This is a genomic window from Kitasatospora sp. NPDC001095 (assembly GCF_053598615.1).
Genome location: NZ_JBSFKQ010000012.1, coordinates 25072 through 47537, shown reverse-complemented (window position 1 = coordinate 47537; position 22466 = coordinate 25072). Strand labels below are relative to the sequence as shown.

The 22466-nt window shown below is 73.7% G+C and carries 23 protein-coding genes; 15 read left to right on the top strand and 8 right to left on the bottom strand.

Annotated elements, in window-relative coordinates:
• Window positions 1-52: 52 nt before the first annotated feature.
• Window positions 53-247: a hypothetical protein gene (locus ACWDBB_RS13875; RefSeq protein ID WP_449789780.1), complete on the top strand. Its 195-nt coding sequence runs from the start codon at window positions 53-55 to the stop codon at window positions 245-247.
• Window positions 248-319: 72 nt separating this feature from the next.
• Window positions 320-496 (top strand): hypothetical protein, encoded by a 177-nt coding sequence (locus ACWDBB_RS13870; RefSeq protein WP_449789779.1) that lies wholly within the window; start codon window positions 320-322, stop codon window positions 494-496.
• A 348-nt stretch (window positions 497-844) separates the two neighbouring features.
• Here the strand turns inward: ACWDBB_RS13870 and ACWDBB_RS13865 are convergent, their stop codons facing one another.
• From ACWDBB_RS13865 to ACWDBB_RS13855, 3 genes are all read right to left on the bottom strand, one after another.
• A complete protein-coding gene (locus ACWDBB_RS13865; RefSeq protein ID WP_449789778.1) occupies window positions 845-1582 on the bottom strand; it encodes a dienelactone hydrolase family protein in 738 nt (245 codons plus the stop codon).
• Window positions 1583-1896: 314 nt separating this feature from the next.
• Complete coding sequence (gene hrpB / locus ACWDBB_RS13860; protein ID WP_449789777.1) at window positions 1897-4419, bottom strand: ATP-dependent helicase HrpB; 2523 nt, start codon at window positions 4417-4419, stop codon at window positions 1897-1899.
• A gap of 8 nt (window positions 4420-4427) precedes the next feature.
• Window positions 4428-5306: a class I SAM-dependent methyltransferase gene (locus ACWDBB_RS13855; protein WP_449789776.1), complete on the bottom strand. Its 879-nt coding sequence runs from the start codon at window positions 5304-5306 to the stop codon at window positions 4428-4430.
• 413 nt (window positions 5307-5719) lie between these two features.
• On the opposite strand from ACWDBB_RS13855, the gene rpsA reads away from it, so the two are divergent.
• Together rpsA and ACWDBB_RS13845 are read left to right on the top strand one after the other, a co-directional pair.
• Window positions 5720-7210 (top strand): 30S ribosomal protein S1, encoded by a 1491-nt coding sequence (gene rpsA, locus ACWDBB_RS13850; RefSeq protein ID WP_030061640.1) that lies wholly within the window; start codon window positions 5720-5722, stop codon window positions 7208-7210.
• A gap of 206 nt (window positions 7211-7416) precedes the next feature.
• Window positions 7417-9675, top strand: a complete 2259-nt coding sequence (locus ACWDBB_RS13845; RefSeq protein ID WP_449789775.1) for an MMPL family transporter — start codon at window positions 7417-7419, stop codon at window positions 9673-9675.
• Here ACWDBB_RS13845 and ACWDBB_RS13840 read toward each other — a convergent pair.
• The gene (locus tag ACWDBB_RS13840) at window positions 9658-10137 is read right to left on the bottom strand and encodes a MarR family winged helix-turn-helix transcriptional regulator (RefSeq protein ID WP_449789774.1); all 480 of its coding nucleotides are present in this window, start codon (window positions 10135-10137) and stop codon (window positions 9658-9660) included. The two genes, ACWDBB_RS13845 and ACWDBB_RS13840, sit on opposite strands and share 18 nt — an antisense overlap.
• Window positions 10138-10199: 62 nt before the next feature.
• On the opposite strand from ACWDBB_RS13840, the gene ACWDBB_RS13835 reads away from it, so the two are divergent.
• The 3 genes from ACWDBB_RS13835 to ACWDBB_RS13825 all read left to right on the top strand — a co-directional run bounded on the left by ACWDBB_RS13835 (window position 10200) and on the right by ACWDBB_RS13825 (window position 12266).
• A complete protein-coding gene (locus tag ACWDBB_RS13835; protein WP_449789773.1) occupies window positions 10200-10844 on the top strand; it encodes an MBL fold metallo-hydrolase in 645 nt (214 codons plus the stop codon).
• Window positions 10845-10903: 59 nt separating this feature from the next.
• The gene (gene coaE, locus ACWDBB_RS13830) at window positions 10904-11503 is read left to right on the top strand and encodes a dephospho-CoA kinase (protein WP_449789772.1); all 600 of its coding nucleotides are present in this window, start codon (window positions 10904-10906) and stop codon (window positions 11501-11503) included.
• A 208-nt stretch (window positions 11504-11711) separates the two neighbouring features.
• Window positions 11712-12266 (top strand): GNAT family N-acetyltransferase, encoded by a 555-nt coding sequence (locus ACWDBB_RS13825; protein ID WP_449789771.1) that lies wholly within the window; start codon window positions 11712-11714, stop codon window positions 12264-12266.
• A gap of 70 nt (window positions 12267-12336) precedes the next feature.
• Here the strand turns inward: ACWDBB_RS13825 and ACWDBB_RS13820 are convergent, their stop codons facing one another.
• Window positions 12337-13068, bottom strand: coding sequence for a CTP synthase C-terminal region-related (seleno)protein (locus tag ACWDBB_RS13820; RefSeq protein WP_449789770.1), 732 nt, complete (start codon window positions 13066-13068; stop codon window positions 12337-12339).
• A 70-nt stretch (window positions 13069-13138) separates the two neighbouring features.
• On the opposite strand from ACWDBB_RS13820, the gene ACWDBB_RS13815 reads away from it, so the two are divergent.
• Window positions 13139-14110: a LysR family transcriptional regulator gene (locus ACWDBB_RS13815; RefSeq protein ID WP_449789769.1), complete on the top strand. Its 972-nt coding sequence runs from the start codon at window positions 13139-13141 to the stop codon at window positions 14108-14110.
• Window positions 14107-14667 carry an N-acetyltransferase family protein gene (locus ACWDBB_RS13810; protein ID WP_449789768.1) on the top strand — a complete coding sequence of 187 codons (561 nt, stop codon included), beginning with the start codon at window positions 14107-14109 and terminating at the stop codon, window positions 14665-14667. The genes ACWDBB_RS13815 and ACWDBB_RS13810 overlap by 4 nt, the downstream gene beginning before the upstream one ends.
• Window positions 14668-14891: 224 nt before the next feature.
• Here the strand turns inward: ACWDBB_RS13810 and ACWDBB_RS13805 are convergent, their stop codons facing one another.
• Window positions 14892-15659, bottom strand: a complete 768-nt coding sequence (locus ACWDBB_RS13805; RefSeq protein ID WP_449789767.1) for a hypothetical protein — start codon at window positions 15657-15659, stop codon at window positions 14892-14894.
• 696 nt (window positions 15660-16355) lie between these two features.
• Window positions 16356-17123, bottom strand: coding sequence for a class I SAM-dependent methyltransferase (locus ACWDBB_RS13800; protein WP_449789766.1), 768 nt, complete (start codon window positions 17121-17123; stop codon window positions 16356-16358).
• Window positions 17124-17507: 384 nt separating this feature from the next.
• Between ACWDBB_RS13800 and ACWDBB_RS13795 the strand changes: the two genes are divergently transcribed.
• The 4 genes from ACWDBB_RS13795 (at window position 17508) to ACWDBB_RS13780 (ending at window position 19871) form a co-directional block, all read left to right on the top strand.
• Window positions 17508-17948, top strand: a complete 441-nt coding sequence (locus tag ACWDBB_RS13795) for a hypothetical protein (RefSeq protein ID WP_449789765.1) — start codon at window positions 17508-17510, stop codon at window positions 17946-17948.
• A gap of 64 nt (window positions 17949-18012) precedes the next feature.
• Complete coding sequence (locus ACWDBB_RS13790; protein ID WP_449789764.1) at window positions 18013-18585, top strand: GNAT family N-acetyltransferase; 573 nt, start codon at window positions 18013-18015, stop codon at window positions 18583-18585.
• Window positions 18582-19202, top strand: a complete 621-nt coding sequence (locus tag ACWDBB_RS13785) for a formylglycine-generating enzyme family protein (RefSeq protein ID WP_449789763.1) — start codon at window positions 18582-18584, stop codon at window positions 19200-19202. The genes ACWDBB_RS13790 and ACWDBB_RS13785 overlap by 4 nt, the downstream gene beginning before the upstream one ends.
• Before the next feature lie 162 nt (window positions 19203-19364).
• Window positions 19365-19871, top strand: coding sequence for a GNAT family N-acetyltransferase (locus tag ACWDBB_RS13780; RefSeq protein WP_449789762.1), 507 nt, complete (start codon window positions 19365-19367; stop codon window positions 19869-19871).
• 241 nt (window positions 19872-20112) lie between these two features.
• Here ACWDBB_RS13780 and soxR read toward each other — a convergent pair whose 3' ends face one another.
• Entirely contained in the window at window positions 20113-20670 is a 558-nt protein-coding gene (gene soxR, locus ACWDBB_RS13775; protein WP_449789761.1) for a redox-sensitive transcriptional activator SoxR, read from the bottom strand.
• A 57-nt stretch (window positions 20671-20727) separates the two neighbouring features.
• On the opposite strand from soxR, the gene ACWDBB_RS13770 reads away from it, so the two are divergent.
• Together ACWDBB_RS13770 and ACWDBB_RS13765 are read left to right on the top strand one after the other, a co-directional pair.
• Window positions 20728-21441 carry a thiamine pyrophosphate-dependent enzyme gene (locus ACWDBB_RS13770; protein ID WP_449789760.1) on the top strand — a complete coding sequence of 238 codons (714 nt, stop codon included), beginning with the start codon at window positions 20728-20730 and terminating at the stop codon, window positions 21439-21441.
• Between the two features lie 119 nt (window positions 21442-21560).
• The gene (locus tag ACWDBB_RS13765; RefSeq protein WP_449789759.1) at window positions 21561-22454 is read left to right on the top strand and encodes a transketolase family protein; all 894 of its coding nucleotides are present in this window, start codon (window positions 21561-21563) and stop codon (window positions 22452-22454) included.
• Window positions 22455-22466 lie beyond the last annotated feature (12 nt).

Sequence of the window (22466 nt, the reverse complement as noted above, 5' to 3'; positions counted from 1 at the left end):
ACCGACCTCGGCGCCCCCTCCTGCCGCGCCTGCCGTTCCCGCCGCTCCTGCCATGGCTGCCCAGCACCGCCATGAGGAGGCCGTGATCCTTTGGAACGAGTGCCTGGACCTCATGGACGGTGTGGCATCCGCCCGGAACAAGAAGGAACTCATGGCGGTGCGTTCGGCCATGACCGTCTATCGCACACGAGGAATTCCGGGCGCTTCCGAGCTGGCTCAGCGGGTTGCCGAACTCGTATCCGCGTGAATCCGGCTGGACCTTCCGAGGAGCGCACTGAGCGGGTACGGTGCGAACGGGGATCCGGGAGGGGAGAGCGGAATGAAGCGGCCAGGGTACGCGATCGCGGTCGTGCTCGACATCGTGCTGCTGATCGGACTGCTCCAAGGCTGGCTGCCCACCAGTTCCGAGGGTTTCCGGAAGTTCCTGATCCTCCTCACGACCTTGGTCCTCACGCTCGTCCTCTACTCCGCGATCCGGCCGAACCGGCGCGACTGACGCGGCCGCCCGGCTACTTCCGGGCGTTGGTGCGGCGGGTGGGCTCGGCCGCCGTCCGCGAGGTCGAGGAGGAGACCGGCCGGCGCCCCGGCCGGGCCGAGCCGTTGACCGAGTACAACGCCATGGCCGGGATCAGCGACCGCACTTCCACGCCTACCACGTCACCGGCTGCACCCGGATCGGCGAGCCCGAGGACGTGTCCGAGGCGAGCCGCGTGGAGTGCCAATGGCTTCGGGCACCGCGGGCCCCTGCCGACTTGGCAGGGGCCCGCGGTGCGGGGAGCTACGGCCCGTTCCCGTAGGTGGCGTCCTTGCCGCCTACCGCCTACCGCCTACCGACGGCCCGGACTCACTTCAGGTGCCGGGCGAAGAAGCGGGCCCCGGCGTCGACCTCGTACTGCGGGACGCCGGTGTGCCCGCCCATGTTGGCGTGCAGGGTCTTCTCCTTGGAGCCGAAGGCGTCGAACAGGTCCAGGGCTGCCTGCCGGGGGTTCCGCTCGTCGTCCCACTGCAGCAGGACCTGCAGCGGGATGGTGACCTGCCGGGCATCCTCGAAGATGGCGGCGGGCACGAGACTACCGGCGAAGAGACCGGCGGCCGCGATGCGCGGCTCCACGACCGCCAGTCGGACGCCGATGGAGATGATTCCCCCCTCGTACCCGACCGGGCCGGCGATCTCGGGCAGCGCAAGGAGGTCGTCGAGCGCTGCCTGCCATTCCGGGACGGCCCTCTCGACCAGCGGGAGGACCAGGGCGTCGATGATCTCGCCGCTGACCGGCTCTCCCGCCTCCATGGCTCGGCGCAGGTCGGCGCGGGCCTGATCGGCGGCGGCCCAACGGGGACGGTCACCGCTCCCGGGGAGTTCGATGGTGGCCGAGGCGAAGCCGTACTCCGCCGCGTAGTGCCGGGCCCGACCCGCCAGCCGGGGGTACATCTTGCTCAGTCCGAGCGGCGGGGGACAGATCAGGATCAGCGGTACCGGTGCGGAGGCGGACGCGGGCGTCCACAGGATGCCGGGGATCTCGCCGAGAGTGAACTCGCGCTCGACGACGTCGTCGTCGAAACGCTGCTCAGAAGTGAAGTGCATGGTCGTGCCTTTCGGGAGTGCTCAGAGACGGCGCTCCCGGACGACGACCTATCGCCCGACCGTGACCCCGGAGGGGAGCACCCATGTCGATACTGCGTTCACGGGTACCACCTCCTCGTTCTCTCACACGGCCTCCGGAAAGGTAGCAGTGGTCGCCGTGGTCCGCCAAGCGGGTTGTTGCGGGGGCTCCGTGGCCGGATGCGGAGCGCACTGAGCGGGTCGGTGTGAACGGGGATCCGGGAGGGAGAGCGAATGAAGCGGCCCGGCCGAACGGCGCGACTGACGCCGCTGCCGGGCAGCGTCAGTCGCGCGGGCTACTTCCGCGCGTTGGTGCGGCGGGTGGGTTCCGCCGTGGTCGGGTCTTCGGGCCAGGGGTGGCGGGGGTAGCGGCCCCTGAGATCCGCTCGGACGGCTCGGTAGCCCTCGCGCCAGAAGCTCTCCAGATCGCCGGTGACGGCGGCGGGGCGGCCGGCGGGGGAGAGCAGGTGGATGGTCAGCGGGACGCGTCCTGCGGCCAGCGCCGGGGCAGCTTTCCAGCCGAAGAGTTCCTGCAACTTGACGGCCAGCACCGGGCGTTCGGTGGTGTAGTCGACGCGTATCTTCGAGCCGGACGGCACGGTGATGCGCTCGGGAGCGAGTTCGTCCAGGCGGCCCGCCTCGCCACTCGCCCACGGCAACAGGCGTTGGAGGGCGGACGTCGTATCAATGCGGGCCAGGTCCGAGCGGCGGCGGGCGCGGGAGAGTTCGGGCTCCAGCCACTCGTCGGCGCGTTCGAGAAGGGCGGAATCAGAGACGTCGGGCCAGGGTTCACCGATGGCGGTGTGCAGGAAGGCCAGGCGCTCGCGCAGGTTGGACGGGAACGTCAGCAGGGTGCTGACGCCCTCGCGCGCGAGGCCTTCGAGGAGGGCGGCGCGGACAAGCGAAGGGTCAGGGCGGTTGAGGGGCTTCTCGGCGAGTTCGATGGCGCCCAGGGACTCCACCTGGCGGGAGACGACGTCGCCCCGCCGGGTGTCCCAGTGGACTTCGGCGCGACCGTCGAGCAATGCCGCACCGGCGAGCAGCGCCGTGCCCTCGTCCAGCGCCGCGGCGTGCAGGATGCGGGCCGAGTGGGATCCCGCCGGGCGGTCGGCGACCGCGACGGCGAGCCAGGGAAGGGCGCCGAGCCGGGTGTCGGGGGCGAGTTCGGCGGCGGTGCCGGAGGCCATCAGGTACGGGCTGCGCTCGCCGGGGGCGGGCCGTTCGAGGCGGGCGCGGGCGATCCGCTCGGGGAAGGCGAGGGCGACGACGAGTCCGGCGGCGGTCGCGTCGGGCAGCTGGGTGGCGGGTTCGTCGGAGGTGGCGCGCAGCAGGCGGCGGACTTCGTCGCGCCAGCGGCCGGCGTAGGGGTCGCGGGAGTCCCGTACCGTCCGCCACACCGCGCCGAGGTCGTCGCCCAGCGCCCGGGGCGGTTCCTCGGACAGCAGCGCGACCACCTCGGCCGCGCGCCGCGCGCCGACCACCGGCGCGCCGTCGACCAGCGCGCGCCCCAGCCGGGGGTGCAGCCCCGTGCGGGCGAGGCGCACCCCTCGCGCCGTGGCCCGCCCGTCCGAAGAGACCGCGCCGAGGGCGAGCAGGGTCTGCCGGGCGGCGGCCATCGCCCCCGTCGGCGGCGCGTCGGGCAGGGCGAGGCCGGTGGCGTCCGGGTCGCCCCAGCAGGCGGCCTGGAGAGCGAACGAGGTGAGGTCGGCGAGCGCGATCTCCGGGGTGGGGAAGCGGGCGGCGAGGGCGTCCTCGGCCTCGTTCCAGCAGCGGTACACGGTGCCGGGGGCCTCACGCCCGGCGCGGCCGGCCCGCTGGCGCGCGGCGGCGAGCGAGGCCCGGACGGTGACCAGCCCGGCGAGGCCGCGGGCGTGGTCGGTGCGCGGCTCGCGGGCGAGCCCGGCGTCGACCACGACCCGTACGCCGGGCACGGTGAGCGAGGACTCGGCGACGGCGGTGGCCAGCACGACCCGGCGGCCCTCGCCGGGCGAGAGGGCGGCGTCCTGGACGGCCTGCGGGGCGCGGCCGTGGAGTTGCAGGACGTCGAGGCCCACGCCGCCCAGCGCCCCGGCGACCCGGGCGATCTCGCCGACGCCGGGCAGGAAGCAGAGCACGTCCCCCTCCTGCTCGGCGAGGGCTCGCCGCACCACCGCCGCGACGTGGTCGAGCAGCGCCGGGTCGACCCGGGTGCCGTGGGCGGGCCGGACGGCGCGCGGCGGCGGCGCCCAGACCGTCTCCACCGGGTGGGACACCCCGTGCGCCTCGATCACGGGCGCGCCGCCGAGGAGTTCGGCCCAGGCCTCGGTGTCGGAGGTGGCCGAGGCGCAGACCAGCCGGAGTTCGGGCCGCAGCGCCGCCCGGACGTCGAGCAGGAAGGCGAGCGCGGTGTCGGCGTCCAGGTGCCGTTCGTGGCACTCGTCCAGGACCACCGCGTCCACCCCGGGGAGCTCCTGGTCGCGCTGGAGCCGCTGCAGCAGCACACCGGTGGTGACCACCTCGACCACCGTCTCCGGCCCGACCCGGCGCTCGCCTCGCACGGTGTACCCGATCTCGCGGCCCACGGACGAGCCGAGCAGCCAGGCCATCCGCCGGGCGGCGGCCCGTACGGCGAGCCGGCGCGGTTCGGCGACCAGCACCCGCCGTACCGGGCCCTCGGAGGAGAGCAGCCCCGCCAGGGCGAGCGGCACCAGCGTCGTCTTGCCGGTGCCGGGTGGTGCGGCGAGGACGGCGGTGCCGTGCTCGTCCAGCGCGCCGTGCAGGGCGGGCAGGGCGGTGCGGACGGGCAGTTCGCGCCAGGCGGGACGCAGGGCCGGGTTCATCAGGGCGCTCAGCCCCGTTCGGTGACGAAGATCGCGGTGCCGGGGATCAGCCGCCCGCGCAGCGGGGACCAGCCGCCCCACTCCTGCTCCAGGCCGGCCGGCCACTCGGGCTCGACCAGGTCCACCAGGCGGAAGCCGGCGGTGACGAGCTCGCGGACCCGGTCGCCGAGGGTGCGGTGGTGCTCGACGTAGGTGGCGCGGCCCTGCTCGTCCTGTTCGACGTACGGGGTGCGGTCGAAGTAGGAGGACATCGCGGTGAGGCCCTCGACGCCCGGCTCGTCGGGGAACGCCCAGCGGATCGGGTGGGTCACCGAGAACACCCAGCGCCCGCCGGGCCGCAGCACCCGGTGCACCTCGCGCATCAGGGCGGCCGTGTCGGCGCTGAACGGGACGGCGCCGTAGGCGGAGCAGGCGAGGTCGAAGGACGCGTCGGCGAAGGGCAGCACGGCGGCGTCGGCCTGGACGACCGCGACGGGTGCGGTGCCGCGGCCGAGGTCGATCCGGCGGGAGTGCTGGAGCTGGCGGTAGGAGATGTCCAGGGCGACCGGCCGGGCTCCCTGGGCGGCCAGCCAGCGGGAGCACTGGGCGGCGCCGGCGCCGATCTCCAGGACGTCCCGGCCGGCCACCTCGCCGAGCAGGTGGGCGTCGGCCTCGTCCAGGCCCTCGGGGCACCAGGTGAAGCGGTCGTCGCCGAGGAACTCGCCGTGTTCGTCCTGGTACTCGTCGGCGTTGCGGTCCCACCAGTGCCGGCTGGCCCGGCTGCTCTCCCCGGTGCCGGCCTCCCGGCGGGTGGCCTCGTCGCCGTCCTCCTCCTCGACCCGCGCGGGGGAGGTGTCAAGATCGTGCAGGTCTGACTGGGGGGTGGTGGCCACGGTGACAATGCCCATCGCGTAGGGTATGGAAGTGCGGAAGCGCCGCTGCCGCGAACCGGCCCGTGAGGGTCCGGATCCTGGCGGTGGCATCCGGGGACAGGGCCCCTTCGGGCGCCGCCGCGAGGCGCGCATTCGGAGGATATGGCCTGATCCGTACCGGGCTCCACCGTCTTGCCGTCCTTCGGCATTGACCGTGCCTGGCCGTCCCCGTATGCTACAAGTTGCGCTGCGGGCCTGCGCGCCTCGGACGGAGCAGGTCGCGCTCGCATCTGTCGAAGACCCCACGGTCGCAAGACGGACACCGGTTCTCGTTGTACGGGATCTTGGTGTGCCGTGTTCTTGGCTGTCCGGCTTTCGGTGGGAGCGATACAGGCCCTCCGCGTGGCATTACCTACGACTTTCATGTCCGTACCGGAGCCCTTTTCCTAATGACGAGCCCCACCGACTCCTCCCTCAGCACCACCCCGCAGGTCGCGGTCAACGACATCGGCGACGCGGAGGCGTTCCTCGCCGCGATCGACGAGACCATCAAGTACTTCAACGATGGCGACATCGTCGAGGGCGTCATCGTGAAGGTCGACCGTGACGAGGTTCTCCTCGACATCGGTTACAAGACCGAGGGCGTCATCCCGTCCCGCGAGCTCTCGATCAAGCACGACGTTGACCCGCACGAGGTCGTCGCCGTCGGTGACAACATCGAGGCCCTGGTTCTCCAGAAGGAGGACAAGGAGGGTCGTCTCATCCTGTCCAAGAAGCGCGCTCAGTACGAGCGTGCCTGGGGCACGATCGAGAAGATCAAGGAAGAGGACGGCATCGTCACCGGTACCGTCATCGAGGTCGTCAAGGGTGGTCTCATCCTCGACATCGGCCTCCGTGGCTTCCTCCCGGCCTCGCTCGTCGAGATGCGTCGTGTCCGCGACCTCCAGCCCTACGTGGGCAAGGAGCTCGAGGCCAAGATCATCGAGCTGGACAAGAACCGCAACAACGTGGTCCTGTCCCGCCGTGCCTGGCTGGAGCAGACCCAGAGCGAGGTCCGCCAGACCTTCCTCACCACCCTGCAGAAGGGCCAGGTGCGCTCCGGCGTCGTCTCCTCGATCGTCAACTTCGGTGCCTTCGTGGACCTGGGTGGCGTCGACGGTCTGGTTCACGTCTCCGAGCTGTCCTGGAAGCACATCGACCACCCGTCCGAGGTTGTCGAGGTCGGCCAGGAGGTCACCGTCGAGGTTCTCGACGTTGACATGGACCGCGAGCGCGTCTCCCTGTCGCTGAAGGCGACCCAGGAGGACCCGTGGCAGCAGTTCGCCCGTACCCACCAGATCGGCCAGGTCGTTCCGGGTAAGGTCACCAAGCTGGTTCCGTTCGGTGCGTTCGTCCGCGTGGACGAGGGCATCGAGGGTCTGGTCCACATCTCCGAGCTGGCCGAGCGCCACGTCGAGATCCCGGAGCAGGTCGTCCAGGTCGGCGACGAGATCTTCGTCAAGGTCATCGACATCGACCTCGAGCGTCGTCGCATCAGCCTGTCGCTGAAGCAGGCCAACGAGGCCCTGGGTGCCAACCCGGCCGAGGTCGAGTTCGACCCGACCCTGTACGGCATGGCCGCCTCGTACGACGACCAGGGCAACTACATCTACCCGGAGGGCTTCGACCCCGAGGCGAACGACTGGCTGCCCGGCTTCGAGAAGCAGCGCGAGGAGTGGGAGCGCCAGTACGCCGAGGCGCAGGCCCGCTTCGAGCAGCACCAGGCCCAGGTCATCAAGAGCCGCGAGGCCGACGCCCAGGCTGCCGAGGAGGGTGGCGACGCCGTCGCCGCTGCCGCCGGTGGCTCCTACTCGTCCAGCAGCGACGAGGGCTCGGGCGCCCTGGCCTCCGACGAGGCCCTGGCCGCCCTGCGCGAGAAGCTGGCCGGCGGCCAGAGCTGAGGCTCTCGCTTCCCGCTAGCTAGCTAGACGGTGGGCCCCACCCGGAATTTCCGGGTGGGGTCCATTTCGTTTTTCGCGATGATTTATACCGACTTGACTTATGTGAAGCTGATGTGAAGAAAAGTGTGAGATGAGGCTCATTGCCCATCTATAGGCCTTGGTTCGGGTTCCACCTAGATTGAGAGGAGCTGCCCGAAAGGCTTTTCATGCGCAATACCTCCTCCGTCGCCCCCACCGCCCTGGTCGGCGGCCGGCTCGCGGCCATCGGCCGGTTCTGCTTCCGTCACCGTCGCTGGGTACTCGGCCTGTGGGCCGTCGTCCTGGTGGTCGGCGTCCTGATCGGGGGCCGGGTCTTCGAGGGCTCGGTGGCCGGGGCGTCCTCCGCCAGCGCCGAGGCCGACCGGGGGAGCGCGGTGGTCGCCGCGGCCGACCCGGCCAAGGGCACCGTCACCGCCGTGGTGGACGGCAGGCCGGTGGGCGATCCGACGGTGAAGGCCGCCGTGGAGCGGGCCACCGCCGAGATCGCCGCCCTGCCCGGGGTCTCCTCCTCGCTCGACGCGTACGGCACCGGCCCGGAGGCTGCCGCGCTGAGCTCCGCCGACGGGACGGCGAGCCTGGTCACCGTTCGGATGGCCGACACCGCGAGCACCGCCCAGACCGACGCCGTCACCGCGCGGCTCGCCGCGCTGGACGGAGTGGGCGGCGCCCACGTCACGGTCGGCGGGGACCTGGTGCTCCAGCAGGAGGTCAAGCAGCAGACCGAGAAGGACACCCGGTTCGGTGAGCTGGTGACGCTGCCGCTCACGCTGATCGTCATGGTGCTGGTCTTCGGCGGGCTGGCGGCGGCCTCGCTGCCGGTGATCGGGGCGGTCGCCTCGGTGGGCGGCGCGCTGCTGGCCATGTTCGGTTTCAGCCGGATCATGGACATCGACACCAGCGTGCTGCCGATCGCCACGGTGCTGGGGCTCGGGCTCTCGATCGACTACGCGCTGCTCATGGTGAATCGTTTCCGCGAGGAACGCGGCCACGGTGCGGACATCGCCGCCGCCGTGGAGCGGACCGCGGCGACCGCCGGACGCACCGTCGCCTTCTCCGGGCTGACCGTGGCCGTCGCGCTCTCCGGCCTGTTCGTCTTCACCAGTCCGGTGCTCGGCGCGGTGGCGGCGGCCGGAGTGAGCGTGGTGGTGATCGCCGTCGCCGCGGCGCTCACCCTGATCCCCGCGCTGCTCGGCTTCGCCGGCGCGCGGATCAAGACGCCCACCGCGCCCGTCCCGGACGAGGGGTTCTTCAGTCGGACCGTGCGCCGGGTGCGCAAGCGGGCGGTCGCCGTCACGCTCGCCTCCGTCGCGCTGCTGATGGCGGCCGGGGTGCCGTTCCTCCACGCCGACATGCGCAACTCCGGCGCCGCGGTGCTGCCCGCCTCCTCGGCCGGGCGACAGGTCGCCGAGACGATCGACCAGCGCTTCCCGCAGGTCTCGGCCGCGCCGATCACGGTGGTGGTCGAGGGCGGGGCGCCGGTGGCCCAGGCGTACGCGGACGACGTGATCGCCAAGCTGCCCGGGGTGAGCGGGGTCCGGGCGGTGTCGCCGGTGGGCGACACGGTCTCCACGATCGACGTGCTGGTGCACGGGGAGCCGCAGGGCGCCCAGGCCAAGCAGGTGGTGGAGGAGCTGCGGGCCGACCGCGGCGGGTTGACCACCTACGTCACCGGCGGCGCGGCCTCGGTGGTGGACTTCCAGGACGAGCTGCTCTCACGCGGGCCGTGGGCGCTGGGCCTGGTGGCGGTCGGCACCCTGGTGCTGCTGTTCCTGATGACCGGCTCGGTGGTGATGCCGGTCAAGGCGCTGCTGATGAACCTGCTCTCGCTGGGCGCCTCGCTCGGCGCGCTCACCCTGGTGTTCCAGGACGGCTGGTTCAGCGGGCTGCTCGGGTTCAGTCCGACCGGCGGGCTGGAGACCTTCATCCCGGTGCTGGTCTTCGCCTTCGCCTTCGGGCTGTCGATGGACTACGAGGTGTTCCTGCTCTCCCGGATCAGGGAGCTGACCCTGCGCGGGCACGACTGCGTCCGGGCGGTGGAGCTGGGCGTGCAGCGCAGCGGTCGGATCATCACCTCGGCGGCACTGCTGATGGTGATCGTCTTCGCCGGGTTCGCGCTCGGGGACATGCTGATGGTCAAGCAGATGGGCATCGCGCTGGCCGTCGCCGTCGCGGTGGACGCCACCCTGGTGCGCTGTCTGCTGGTGCCCGCCGCGATGAGCCTGTTCGGCGAGTTCAACTGGTGGGCGCCCGCTCCGCTGCGGCGGCTGCACCGGCGGTTCGGGCTCAGCGAGCACGTCGACCTGCCGGAGATCCGGCCGGCGGCGGCGGTCCCGGCGCCGCGGCCGGTGGCGGAGCCGGCGGAAGAGAGCCCGGTGGGAGAGGCGCCGGCTGGCAAGGACCTGGTGGGCTCAGCCCAGTCGGCGTAGCAGGTCGACCGCCGCGCGCAGCCGGTGCTGCTCCTCGGGGGTGAGCCGGGCCTCGATGGCGGTGGCGATCCGGTGCTCGCGGCGGGCGCGCTGGTCGAACAGGGCGCTGCGGCCGGCCTCGGTGGCGGTGACCAGCAGCTTGCGGCCGTCGGTGGGGTGGGGCTGCTGGGTGACCAGTCCGGCCTCGGTCATCAGCGCGACGGTGCGGGCCATCGACTGGTGGCGGACCCGCTGGAGCGCGGCGAGTTCGGCGACCGTGCAGGTGCGCCCGTCGCGGACCAGCAGGCCGAGGACGCCGGCCTGGTTCTGCGGCAGCTCGTCGCCGTCGCGCAGGGAGCGGACCAGGCCCCCGAGGGCGGCGCGCAGGTCGGCGGCGAGTTCCAGGGTGTCCGGGTGCGGGTGCGGGTGCGGGTGCGGGTGCGGGTGCGGGTGCGGATGTGGGAGCGGGGCTTCGCTGCTCATGGGATGAGTCTATCGGGAAGATCTACAGCCTGGCTGTACAGTCTTGCTGTATGGTTCCCGGCATGCGAATCACCAAGTTCGGACATGCCTGCGTACGCGTCGAGCACGGCGACACCACCGTCGTCGTCGATCCCGGGGCGTTCACCGACTCCGCCGCCGCACTGGCCGGCGCGGACGCCGTCCTGATCACCCACGAGCACATGGACCACTTCGAGGAGTCCGGGCTGCGCGCCGCGCTGGAGGCCGACCCGGCGCTGCGGGTGTGGACCAACCGGGCCGTCGCCGCCCAGCTGGACGGCGTGGCGCGGCGGGTCACCGTGGTCGGCGAGGGCGACGCCTTCGAGATCGGCGGGCTCGGCGTCTCGGTGCACGGCGAGTGGCACGCGGTGATCCACCCGGACATCCCTCGGGTGCACAACATCGGGTTCCTCTTCGACGGCCGGCTGTTCCACCCCGGCGACGCGTTCACCGTGCCGCCGCACGCCGTGGAGACGCTGCTGCTGCCGCTCGCGGCGCCGTGGAGCAAGGCCTCTGAGGTGATCGACTACGTCCGGGAGGCCGGTCCGCGCCGGGCGGTGCCGGTGCACGAGGCGGTGCTCAGTCCGATCGGGTTCGCCGTGCAGATCCGGCTGGTCGGGCCGCAGGGGCCGGGGACGGGGGCGGAGCTGACGGTGCTGGGGGAGGGCGAGAGCCTGGAGCTGGACTGAGGGGGCTCCGGGGGTGGCCCGTGCTGACGGGTCCGGAGCCGCGCCGGTAGCCTGACGCCATGCTGAAGATCGGACTGACGGGTGGTATCGGCGCGGGCAAGAGCGAGGTGTCCCGGCTGTTCGCCGCGCGCGGCGCGGTGATCGTGGACTCCGATGTGATCGCCCGCGAGGTGGTCGCCCCCGGGACGGACGGTCTGGCGGCCGTGGTCGCCGAGTTCGGACCGCAGGTGCTGCGCGAGGACGGCGCACTGGACCGTCCGGCGCTCGGGGCGGTCGTGTTCGCCGACCCGGAGCGGCTGAAGGCGCTCAACGCGATCGTCCACCCGCTGGTGCGGGACCGCGCCGCCGAGCTGGAGGCGGCGGCCGCGCCGGACGCGGTCGTGGTGCACGACGTGCCGCTGCTGGCCGAGAACGGCCTGGCGCCGCTGTACGACCTGGTCGCGGTGGTGGACGCGGCCGACGAGGTGCGGGTGGACCGGCTGGTGCGGCTGCGCGGGATGGCCGAGGAGGAGGCCCGGGCCCGGATGGCCGCACAGGCCTCCCGGGAGGACCGGCTGGCGATCGCCGACCTGGTGATCGACAACAGCGCCGGCCTGGCGGAGCTGGAGGCGCGGGTGGACGAGGTCTGGGCGGAGCTGGCGCGGCGCGCGGCGGCCTGAGTCCGGGCTTCGGCCGAGGGCCGCGGATACACGCTGCGGATGCGGGCTGTCTGACGGCCCGGCGGCCGACTCGCCGGTGGCCGACCGGTCGGTGGGCTGCTGCACGAGGGGCCATGCTTCCACGCCGGCGCGGTGCCGGGACGATCGTCGGATCGAGTGGCCGGGAAGGGACTGGTGAAAGGCCCGGGCGGGAGGGGAGCATGGCGGGATGGATGATCGTTTCTCGCCCGAGCCGGCCCCCGCCGGGGCGCCGGTGGTCGAACGGCTCGCGCAGTACGGCCGCGTCGAGCAGGAGGAGGTCCTCGGCCCGGGGAAGGACCCGTACGGCGTCGCGTACACCGGGCTGACCTTCCGGCCCAAGGAGATCCACTTCGGTATCCGGGCCGCGGACGGCCGGCTCGTCGCCCACGCCGGGCTGGTGCCGCTGCCGCTCACCGCGGGCGGCACCGACCTGACGGTGATGGGCGTCGGCGGGGTCTGCGTCGCCCCCGACCGGCGGCGCGGCGGCCTCGCGCAGGCCGTGGTCGGGGCCGCCCTCGACCACGCGCGCACGCTCGGCCACCGGTACGCGCTGCTGTTCTGCCGCCCGCCGCTGGCCGCGTTCTACCGGGGGCTCGGGTTCCGGGAGGTGGTGCGGGGGGTGACGGTGGAACAGCCCGAGGGGCGGCTGGCGGAGATGCCCCTGCGCACCATGTGGGCGCCGCTGGTCGCCGGGGCCGGGTGGCCGGAGGGCCCGGTACGGCTGCGCTCGCTGCCGATGTGAGGTGCGCCCGGGCCGCCCCGGGCCCGGCTCGGGCCGTCGCGGCGAGGAGGCCGCCCGTTCCGGGCCGGGGTCAGGCCGTCGTGGCCGGGATGCCCGCGTCCGCGTGCGCCACGGCGGCGCCGGCCAGGGCGCGGATCATGGGGTGCGCCCGGGTGCCGTCGCCGGACAGCTCCGGCTGGAACAGCGAGGCCAGGAAGAACGGATGGCCGGGCAGCTCCAGGATGCGCGCCTCGCCCGACCCGTCAACGCCGCTGAACCGCAGGCCGTGCGCGGACAGCCGGTCCAGGTAGGCGCCGTCGAGGCCGTACGCGCAGTGGTAGCGCTCCAGGATGCGGGTGGCGCCGAGGACCCGCTCGGCGAGGCTCCCGGGGGTGACCGTGACGGACCCCTCGTGGCCGACCAGCGAGCAGGCCAGCGGCGCGATCACCTGCTGCTCGGCGTCCGGGTGCGCCTCGCCGTGGACGGCGTCCGTCAGGCCGCAGACGTTCAGGGCGTACTCCAGCACCGCGTGCTGGAACCCGGCGCAGGTGCCGAGGAAGGGGATGCCGCGCTCGCGGGCGGTCCGGACGGCGGCCAGCGCGCCCGCCTCGCTGCGGTACGGACTGCCGGGCAGCAGCCAGACCGCGTCGAAGCCGGCCAGGGCGTCGGGCGCGGCGGCGTCCCCGGTAGGGATCCAGTAGGCGTCCAGGACGAGGTGGTCGTGCTCGGCGAGGGCGTCCAGCAGGCCCGGGATCCGCGCGTGCGAGCGGACGGCGGGGGAGCGGTCGCCGACCAGGGCGACCCGCGGGGTCAGGTAGGTCATGGGGCTATCCTGACCCCGCACCCGAGATCAGTGCCAACGATGATTCCTTAAGCTTCGATCAGATCGGTTGATGGCCGCCGTGGACCCGCAGCAGCTGCGCACCTTCGTCACCGTCGCCCGCCTGGCCTCCTTCTCGGAGGCCGCGCGGGAGCTCGGCTACACCCAGTCCGCGGTCTCCCAGCAGATCGCCTCGCTGGAGGCGGACCTCGGGGCGGCGCTGCTGGTCCGCCGTCCGGTCGGGCCGACCGGCGCCGGGCGGCGGCTGCTGGAGCACGCCGCGCCGCTGCTGGTCCGGCTGGAAGCGGCGCGTGCCGACGTCGCGCGCCTGGCGGGCGCCCCGAGCGCCCGGCTGGTGCTCGGGGCCACCCCGCTGGCGGTCGGGGCGGCCCTGGGGCGCGCGCTCGGCGAGGTGCGCCGGAGCTACCCCGGGGTGGAGCCGGTGGTCCGGGTGCTCGCCCAGGACGCGCTGCCCGCCCAGGTCGCCACCGGAGAGGTCGACCTCGCCCTGATCGACGGACTGGCCGCGCCCAGCGACCCGCTGGCGCTGCCCGATGTCGGCCCGCTGCGCACCGTCGCGGTGGCCGAGCGGCCGGTCGCCGTCGCCCTGCCCGTCGGCCACCCGCTGGCCGGCCACCGCGGCCTCGCGCTCGCCGACCTCTCCGTCGCCCGCTGGCTGGACGCGCCCGACCTCACCCCGACGGTGGCCCGGCTGCGCGCGGCCGCGGGCGTCGACGGCTTCCGGCCCGCCATCCGCTACCAGGGCACCGACCTGCACGGACTGCTCGCGCTGGTGGCGGCCGGGCACGGGCTCACCCTGCTGCCCGAGCCGGTGCTCGCGGGGGCGCCCGGGGTCGGGTCCGCGCCGATCGCGGAGCCCCGGCTGGCGCACCGCACCGAACTCGTCCACGGCAGCCTGCCGGAGGGCCCGGCGGCGCTGCTGGCGCGGCTGCTGGAGGGATCCCGGGGCGATCGGGACCGGTCGGCGGCGGCGCCGAATTCGGTTGCACGGGGTGTCGGCCCCGATGAAATGATCACGCGATGAGTACCGGAATCATCATCAGACGGGTGCGGGCCGAGGAGTGGCAGTCGCTCAGGGACCTCCGCCTGGAAGCGCTGCAGGACCCGGTCGCGGCCGTGGCCTTCCTGGAGACGTACGAGCTGGCCGTCACCAGGCCCGACGAGTTCTGGCAGGACCGCACGACCCGGGCCGCGACCGGCCCGGACGTGGCGCAGTTCGTCGCGCAGACCCAGGACGGGCGCCTGCTCGGCTCCATGACCGGGGTGGTCGAGCGGTCCGGCGGAGACGGGGCCCTGGAAGGCGACGTCATCGAGGTCGACCAGGTGCACGTGGTCGGGGTCTACGTCCGGCCTCAGGCGCGCGGCACCGGGCTGGCGCGGGACCTGATCCGGGCCGTCCAGGACTGGGCGTGGTCGCTCACCGAGCCCAGGATCGAGCGGGTGCGGCTGTTCGTCCACGAGGACAACCCGCGGGCCGAGGCGATGTACCGCAAGGCCGGCTTCGAGCCCTCCGGCGTGTCGCTGCCCGTGCCCGGCGCCGGGGCCGGCCGGGAAGTCGAGCTGGCGGTGCTCCGGGGCTGACCGGGGGCGGTCGGTCGTGGAGACCCGGGCGCCGGGCGTTCACGTCCCGGGCCTGACGGTGGTCGGCCGCGAGGTGCTGTCACGAGCGCAGTCGCCCGACTCCCCGGAGCGGGCGTGAAGGGGCCGCCGGGCCCGTCCGGTCCCCAGGGGGGCGGACGGACCGGGCGGCCTTCCGTGCCGTGCGGTTCCTCCGTGCCGTGTTGCGGGCGGGTGCCCGCCGGGGGTCAGTGCCCGTCGCAGCCCGGGAGGGCCTCGCACATCGGCGCGGCCATGCCGGTGCCGACGTACTTGTCCTCGGGCGCCTTCCAGGCGTCCTTCGGCTGGGCGCCGGCCTTGGTGGTGGCCCAGACGGTCAGCTCGCTGACCACGCCGCCGTCGCTGACCACGTACTCGTGCAGGGTGACGGTGCCGCCGTCGGCCTGCGGGACGGTCAGGACGGCCGCGAAGTAGGGCGCCTCCGGGGCGCTGTCGACCTTCACGGTGGCGCCGGGCACGGTCTTGGCGCAGGACTTGACGGCCTCCGTCAGGCGGGCCTGGGCCAGGTTGGTGGACTGCTTGGCGCCGCTGCTGTGGGTCGGGTCACCGTGGAACAGCAGGGTCTGCTGGGCCGCCCAGCGGTCCCCGCCGAAGCCGACCTCGGACTTCGCGGCGGCGGCGCCGGTGAACAGCGCCTCGTCGTCCTTGGCGACCGCGGCGTGGCACAGCTCCATGCCCTTGAACTGGGTGACGCCGGAGACCTGCTTGGCGTTGGCCGCCAGCGGCGTGTAGTGGTAACTCTCGTCCATCGGGATGCTCTTGGTGTCCATCCAGGCCTTGTCCGGGATGCCCTTGTCGCTTCCGGTGGGCTTGGTGGGGTTGGTGGCGGGGGTGGTGGCCCCGGCCGGGGCGGCGATCGTGCCGCCGTCCTGGCCGTTGTCCGGCCCGCAGGCGCTGAGCGCGCCCAGGCAGACGAGGGCTGCGGCGGTGGCGGTGACGACTCTGGTGGTGCGCAACTGACGGTTCCTCGGATGTCCGGTGGCATTGGTCGGGGTCGGGTGCTCGCCGGCCGTGGGCCGCTGGTGCGCGGCGCCGTCCGTCCGTCCTCGCCGCCCGGTCGACCCGTGGTCACGGGCGTGCGGCATGGCGGCTCCTCCCCCTGTGCTTGGGGCCGCCTGGCTCCTCGCCCTGCCCGCCGCCCCGGGATTGAGGAGTGGTCAGGGCCGATGCGCATCGACGGTGATCGAAAACCTATGCCAACGGACCGTCGGCCGCAAAGCCGGGTTCCGGGCCGGACGCCCGGATTCCCTTTTGTGGTCGATGGTGCTGATTGGGCCTGTGTGTTCGATGTGATCGGATGCGGTGGGGGCCGGGGACGGGGCGCGGGGTGGTCCTCGGGGCGCGGGATCGCCCCCGCGCGGGACCGGCGGCCGGGGACGCGTCCGGCCTGGTCGGGCGACCAGGCCGCCGATGCCGGAACGCCGTCGAGGGTGACCACGGTCTGTCGGCCGACGGCCTCGCCGAACACGGCGGCGATCGCCCCGGCCGCCGCCGCGACCGACCGGGCGGGCGCGTCCGGGAACTGCGGCAGGTGGTACGCAGGGAAGCCGTCCGCGGGCGCCGGGGGCGCCGAGCTGCTGGGCGAGCCGGGGAAGGGCCCGGGGGAAGCAGCCGGACACGCCCTGGAGCCGGGGGTGGTGGGCGAGCGCGGTCTACGGATGAGCGGCCGTTTGGAGGCCGGCGGTTCGCTGGAAGAGCGCCGTGAGGAGGAAGGGGACGCCGAACAGCGCCGAGTCGGGGCCCTGGGCGGCCATCGGGCGGATCTCCAGCGGGGTGAACCCGCGGAACAGCGAGCGGAGTTCGTCCGGCGAGTAGGCCAGGCCGCCCTCCAGCGCGCCGAGCCGGTAGAGCTCCTCGTCGGGCCGCTCGGACCCCATCGCGCCGGCCGCGAAGGCGGTGACGGCGAAGTGCCCGCCCGGCGCCAGGACCCGGTCCAGCAGGGCCAGGTAGCTGACCCGGCGGTGCGGCGGGAGGTGGTGCAGGCAGCCGGAGTCGTAGACCAGGTCGTAGCGGGCGTGCGGGAGTTCGGCCTCGAAGATGCTCGCCCGGTGGAACCTCAGGCCGGTGCCGGTGCCGGTGCCGGTGCCGGTGCCCGTGTCGAGGCCGAGGCCCGCCTCGCGGGCGCGCTCCTCGGCCCAGGCGATGGCGGTGGCGGAGAGGTCGACGGCGTCCACCTCGAAGCCGACGGTGGCCAGGTGGATCGCGTTGCGGCCGTTGCCGCAGCCGAGGTCGAGCGCCCGGCCGGGGGCGAGCAGGCCGCGGTCGAGGTAGTGGGCCAGGTTCTCGTCCGGCTTGGGAGCGAAGAACGGGCGCCCGGCGGACCGGTCCGCGTAGAACCGGTCCCAGAACGGTTCGGCCGGCGGGAAGAGGCCGTCGAGGAGGGTGAGGACGTCTTCGGTGGTGCGGATCGTACGGTTCATGCGGCCGAGCCTAGGCGGCTCGCCGGACGGGTGCGCGGAGCGCGATGACCGCTGTACGGAGGCCTGTTGGGTCTGTCGACGGCCAGGTCGGGACGAGGCTCCAGGCCCGGGGCCGGCGCGCGGCGGCGCCCCCGTCAGGAGCCGGGAAAGGCCGTTTCCGCGGGGCGGGGAGAGGCGCCGGAGGGAGCGTTCCGGAAATTCCTCCGGGAACTTCCGGGTGAAGGGCCGAAGGGTGCGCGAACCGGTCAAACCGGCACGCCGGGGGCCGGACATGACGGCGATGTGAACCTGGTGGGACCGTGACGGCCCGCGCCGTCCGTGTGCTAGGTTCGCGCGCATTCGAACGGTCCGGTGCGCACGGGGGGAAGCATGGTGGCGGTGCCGATGAGTGCCCGGTGGCTGACCGCGCTGGGGATCGTGGCGTTCCTGCTGCCGGTGATCGCCATGACGGCGGGCCGCGGGACGTCGGCGCTGGTGTTCTACCTGCCCGCGCTGTTGTGCGTCGCGGTCTGTGCCGTGCCGTCGTTCTTCCGCCGCCGGGACCGTTTCCGGATCGCCTGCGCGGCCGCCGGGATGACGGTCGCGGCGGTGTCGGCTCCGCCGGGGGTCCTCGGCCTCTGGTTCGCGGTGTTCGCGCCGGGCTGGGCCCGCCTGCTCTACCTCGCCTTCCTCGCCCTGCCGGTCACCGCGATCGCCGCACTGATCGCCGGCTTCCAGCGGGCCAAGGGCCGCGGGAGCGGCCGGCGGGCGGTCGCGGTCGCCTGGGCGGCCACGGCGATCACGGTGGCCGGCTGGGGGTACATCGGCGGCCGCGCGATGGCCTGAGCGACGGACCCCCGAGAGGATCATCGGATTGCCGCCCCACGGCCCGGTCGGATAGGAAACTCGCATGCTCAGGGGAAGCAAGGTCGGGCTCAGGGCCCGGCACGAGGAAGACATCCCGGTCCTGCGGACCGAACTCTTCGACGACGTGGTCACCTCCGCGCGGTCCGAGGGCGCCCCGTGGCGGCCGGTCTCGCCCGGCTCGAAGGACCGCCGGCTCGTGGTGGACGACACCGTACCGACCCACGTGCCCTTCTCCGTCGTGGAGTTGGACGGCGGCGCGCTGGTCGGCACCGCGACGCTGTGGGGCATCGACACCCACCACCGGTCCGCGCACATCGGCCTCGGCATGCTGCCCTCCCGCCGCGGCAAGGGCTACGGCACCGACGTGGTCGCGGTGCTCTGCCACTACGGCTTCGTCGTGCGCGGCCTGCACCGGCTGCAGATCGAGACGCTGGCGGACAACGCCGGGATGCTGCGCTCCGCCGAGCGCAACGGCTTCGTCCGCGAGGGCGTGCTGCGCTCCGCGGTCTGGGTGATGGGCGAGTTCGTGGACCAGGTGGTGCTCGGGCTGCTGGACCGGGACTGGAAGCCGGGCGGGAACCACCCCCGGCCGGAACGGCCCGGAACCGGCGGATGATCACCGTCCCGGCCGGCCGGGTCACCCTCTCCGACCGCCGCACCCAACGCAGTTGGGCCGTCGAGGTGGCCTCGTACCGACTGGCGGCCTGCCCGGTGACCCGCGAGCAGTACGAGGGCGCGACCGGCGACCACCGCCCCGCGCACAGCGTCTCCTGGCTCGACGCCGTCCGCCACTGCAACGAACTCTCCCGCCGTGAAGGCCTCGTACCCGCCTACGCGGTGGACGGCGAGGAGGTCTCCTGGGACCGCGCCGCCGACGGCTACCGGCTGCCCACCGAGGCCGAGTGGGAGCACGCCTGCCGCGCCGGCACGGACGGCCCGCGCTACGGCCCGCTGGACGAGATCGCCTGGCACCGCGGCAACTCGGGTGAGCGGCCGCACGAGGTGGGCGGGCTGCGCCCGAACGCCTACGGGCTGTACGACCTGCTCGGCAACGTCTGGGAGTGGTGCTGGGACCACTACGACCCCGAGGTGTACGGCAGTTACCGCGTGCTGCGCGGCGGCGGCTGGTTCGACGAGCACTGGAGCTGCCGCGCCTCCGTCCGCCGCCGCAGCCACCCGACCCTGCGGATCGACGACGTGGGATTCCGGCTCGCGCGCTCGATCGCCGGGTGAAGGCGGGCCGGTGAAGGACGGGTCGGGCGCGGTGGACGTCCCTCCGGCACGGTGAGTCGCGGGCCCTCGGACATCCGTCCGGAATTTCTCGCGGAATCGAGGAACCGTCGTGAACGGACCCGCGTTGGCGCCTGCATGAGTGACGAGAGATCCGATGAGCCGGTGTCCCTGCGCCCGATCGCCGAGGCCGATCTGGCCGTGATCGAGGAGATGGTGAACGACCCGGAAGCCCTGGGTGAGTTCCAGTGGTACGGCTGGCGGGACCCGCAGCGGTTCCGCCGCCAGTGGGTGGAGGGCGGGCTGCTGGACGACCGGCAGTGGATGCTGGCGGTCGTCGTCGGGGGCGGGTTCGGCGGCTTCGTCGCCGCCAACCGCAGCGGGGTGCGGCCGTCCGCCCCGTACTGGAGCATCGGCGTGCAGCTGCGGCCCCAGGTGCGCGGGCGCGGGATCGGCACCCGGGCCCAACGGCTGCTGGTGGACTACCTGTTCGCGCACTCGCCGGTGATGCGGCTGGAGGCGGACACGGAGGCCGGCAACCTGGCCGAGCAGCGCGTCCTGGAGAAGCTCGGCTTCACCCGCGAGGGCGTGCAGCGCGCGGTGACCTTCCGCGGCGGCGAGTGGCGCGACGTCGTGCGGTACAGCCTGCTGCGCACCGACCCGCGGCCCTGACCGGCCCCGACAGGCTCTGGCGGACCTGGACGCCGAACCACTCCTCGGCGAGGGCGTCCGGCGTCCGCGCCGAGGGCTTCGACTCCCGCAGGTGCCACGGCAGGTTGCCGTGCACGTGGAGCAGGGTGTACGCCCTCGGCGGGCGGGGCTCGACGCGGCGCCCGTAGGCGTCCGGCAGGTGGCCGAGCAGGTGCGGGCCGGCCCGGGCGGTGAACTCGGCGCCGTTCCGCGGCGTCGGTTCTCAGTCCCCGTCCCGGCGGCTGCCGCAGGCGTCGGCGTCCGTGGCGACCGGCTCCGGGGTGGATGGGTCGCGGGTGAGCAGGTAGCGGGCGCCGGGCCCGGCCTCGCCCGCGCGGTCGGCGGCGTTGTAGAGGGCGCAGCGCGACAGCGAGAGGCACCCGCAGCCGATGCAGCCGGAGAGCTTCTCCTTGAGCCGCCGCAGTTCGGCGATCTGCTCGTCGATCCGGCTCTGCCAGGACTCGGCCACCCGGTCCCACTCGGTGCGGCTGGGGGCCGGGCGGTCGGGGAGACGGTCGAGGGCGACCTTCGCCTCGTCCAGCGAGAGGCCGACCCGCTGGGCGGCGCGGACGAAGGCGATCCGGCGCAGTGTGCCGCGGGTGTAGCGGCGCTGGCCGCCGGTGGTGCGGGTGGCGTGGATCAGGCCGAGGCTCTCGTAGTAGCGCAGCGCGGAGGGGGCGAGGCCACTGCGCCGGGCGAGTTGGCCGATGGTGAGCAGGTCGCTGTGGTGCGGGCCGGGGGCATGGCGGGCTTCGTGGCGGTCTTCGTGGCGGGCGGTCACGGGGACCCACTCTAGCCGTTTGACCTCAAGTCGGCTTTAAGTTGCACGATCGGGGGCATGACGACGAACCCGACGGCCGAGGCCGGGACCGGCACCCGTTTCGAGGACCTGCCCGCCCTGATGAGCCTGATGACCGGCGACGAGAAGCACGGCCCCGCCGCCACCTCCACCCTGGACGCGCTCTGGGTGCTCTACGACCGGGTGCTGCGGGTGGCCCCGGAGACCGCCGACGCGCAGGACCGCGACCGCTTCCTGCTCTCCAAGGGCCACGGCCCGATGGCGTACTACGCCGTGCTGGCGGCCAAGGGCTTCCTCGACCCGCAGGTGCTGCCGAGCTTCGGCGGCTACGACTCGCCGCTCGGCCACCACCCGGACCGCACGCTGGTCCCCGGCGTGGAGATCGCCTCCGGGTCGCTCGGCCACGGCCTGCCGCTGGCCGTCGGCACCGCGCTCGGGCTGCGGGCCCAGGGCCTGACCGACCCGGCGGTCTGGGTGCTGGTCGGCGATGCGGAGTTCGACGAGGGCTCCAACGCCGAGGCGGTGGCCTTCGCCGGGGCCTACGGGCTGGAGCGGCTGCACGTGGTGGTGATCGACAACTCCTCCGCCACCCACGGCTGGCAGGGCGGCATCGCCCAGCGGTTCGCGGCCGAGGGCTGGTCGACCGCGACGGTGGACGGCCGCGACCACGAGGCGCTGTACCGCGCCTACACCGCCGAGCACCCGGGCCGCCCGCACGTGGTGGTCGCCCGGGTCGAGCCCAAGTACTCCTGAGCACCCAAGTACTCCTGAGCACCCACGTACTCCTGAGCACCCACGTACGCCTGGGCGCCCACGTACTCCTGAGCACGCCGAGCACCGCCGACCTCCCGGCGACGAAAGGACCTTCACCGATGGACACCATGCGCGACCGCTTCGTGGCCGTGACCACCCGCCTGCTGGACGAGGACCCCCGGCTGGCCCTGGTGCTCGCCGACATCACCGCGGCCGCCTTCGGCCCGGCCCAGGAGCTCCACCCCGACCGGGTGGTCAACGTGGGCATCCGCGAGCAGCTCCTGATCGGCGCGGCGGGCGGCCTGGCGCTCACCGGGATGCGCCCGATCGCCCACACCTTCGCCAGCTTCCTGATCGAGCGGCCCTTCGAACAGGTCAAGCTGGACCTCGTCCACCAGGGCGTCGGCGCCGTGCTGGTGAGCGCGGCGGGCTCGTACGACTGGCCGGCCGGCGGCCGCACCCACATGTCCCCGGGGGACGTCGCCCTGCTGGACACCCTGCCGGGCTGGACGGTCCACGTTCCCGGCCACCCGGACGAGGCCGAGCAACTGCTGCGCCACGCCTACGCGGACGGCGACCGCAACGTGTACGTCCGGCTGTCGGTGCAGCAGAACGCGACCCCGCTGCCGGTCGAACCGGGCCGCTTCACCACGGTCCGGACGGGCTCGCGCGGCGCGGTGCTCGCCGTCGGGCCGATGCTGGACGCGGTGCTCGCGGCCACCGAGGGCCTGGACGTCTCCGTGCTGTACGCGGCGACGGTGCGCCCCTTCGACGCCGCCGGACTGCGGGCGGCGCTCGGCGAGCGGGCCGATGTGGTGCTGGTCGAGCCGTACCTGGCGGGCACCTCCGCCGGCGAGGCGCACGCGGCGCTCGCCGACCGCCCGCACCGGGTGCTGGGCCTGGGCGTGCCGCGCGAGGAGCACCGGCACTACGGCTCGATCGAGGAGCACCTGGCCGCCTACGGCCTGGACGCCCCGTCGCTGCGGGAGCGGATCGGCACCTTCCTCTGGTAGGCGACTCCCACG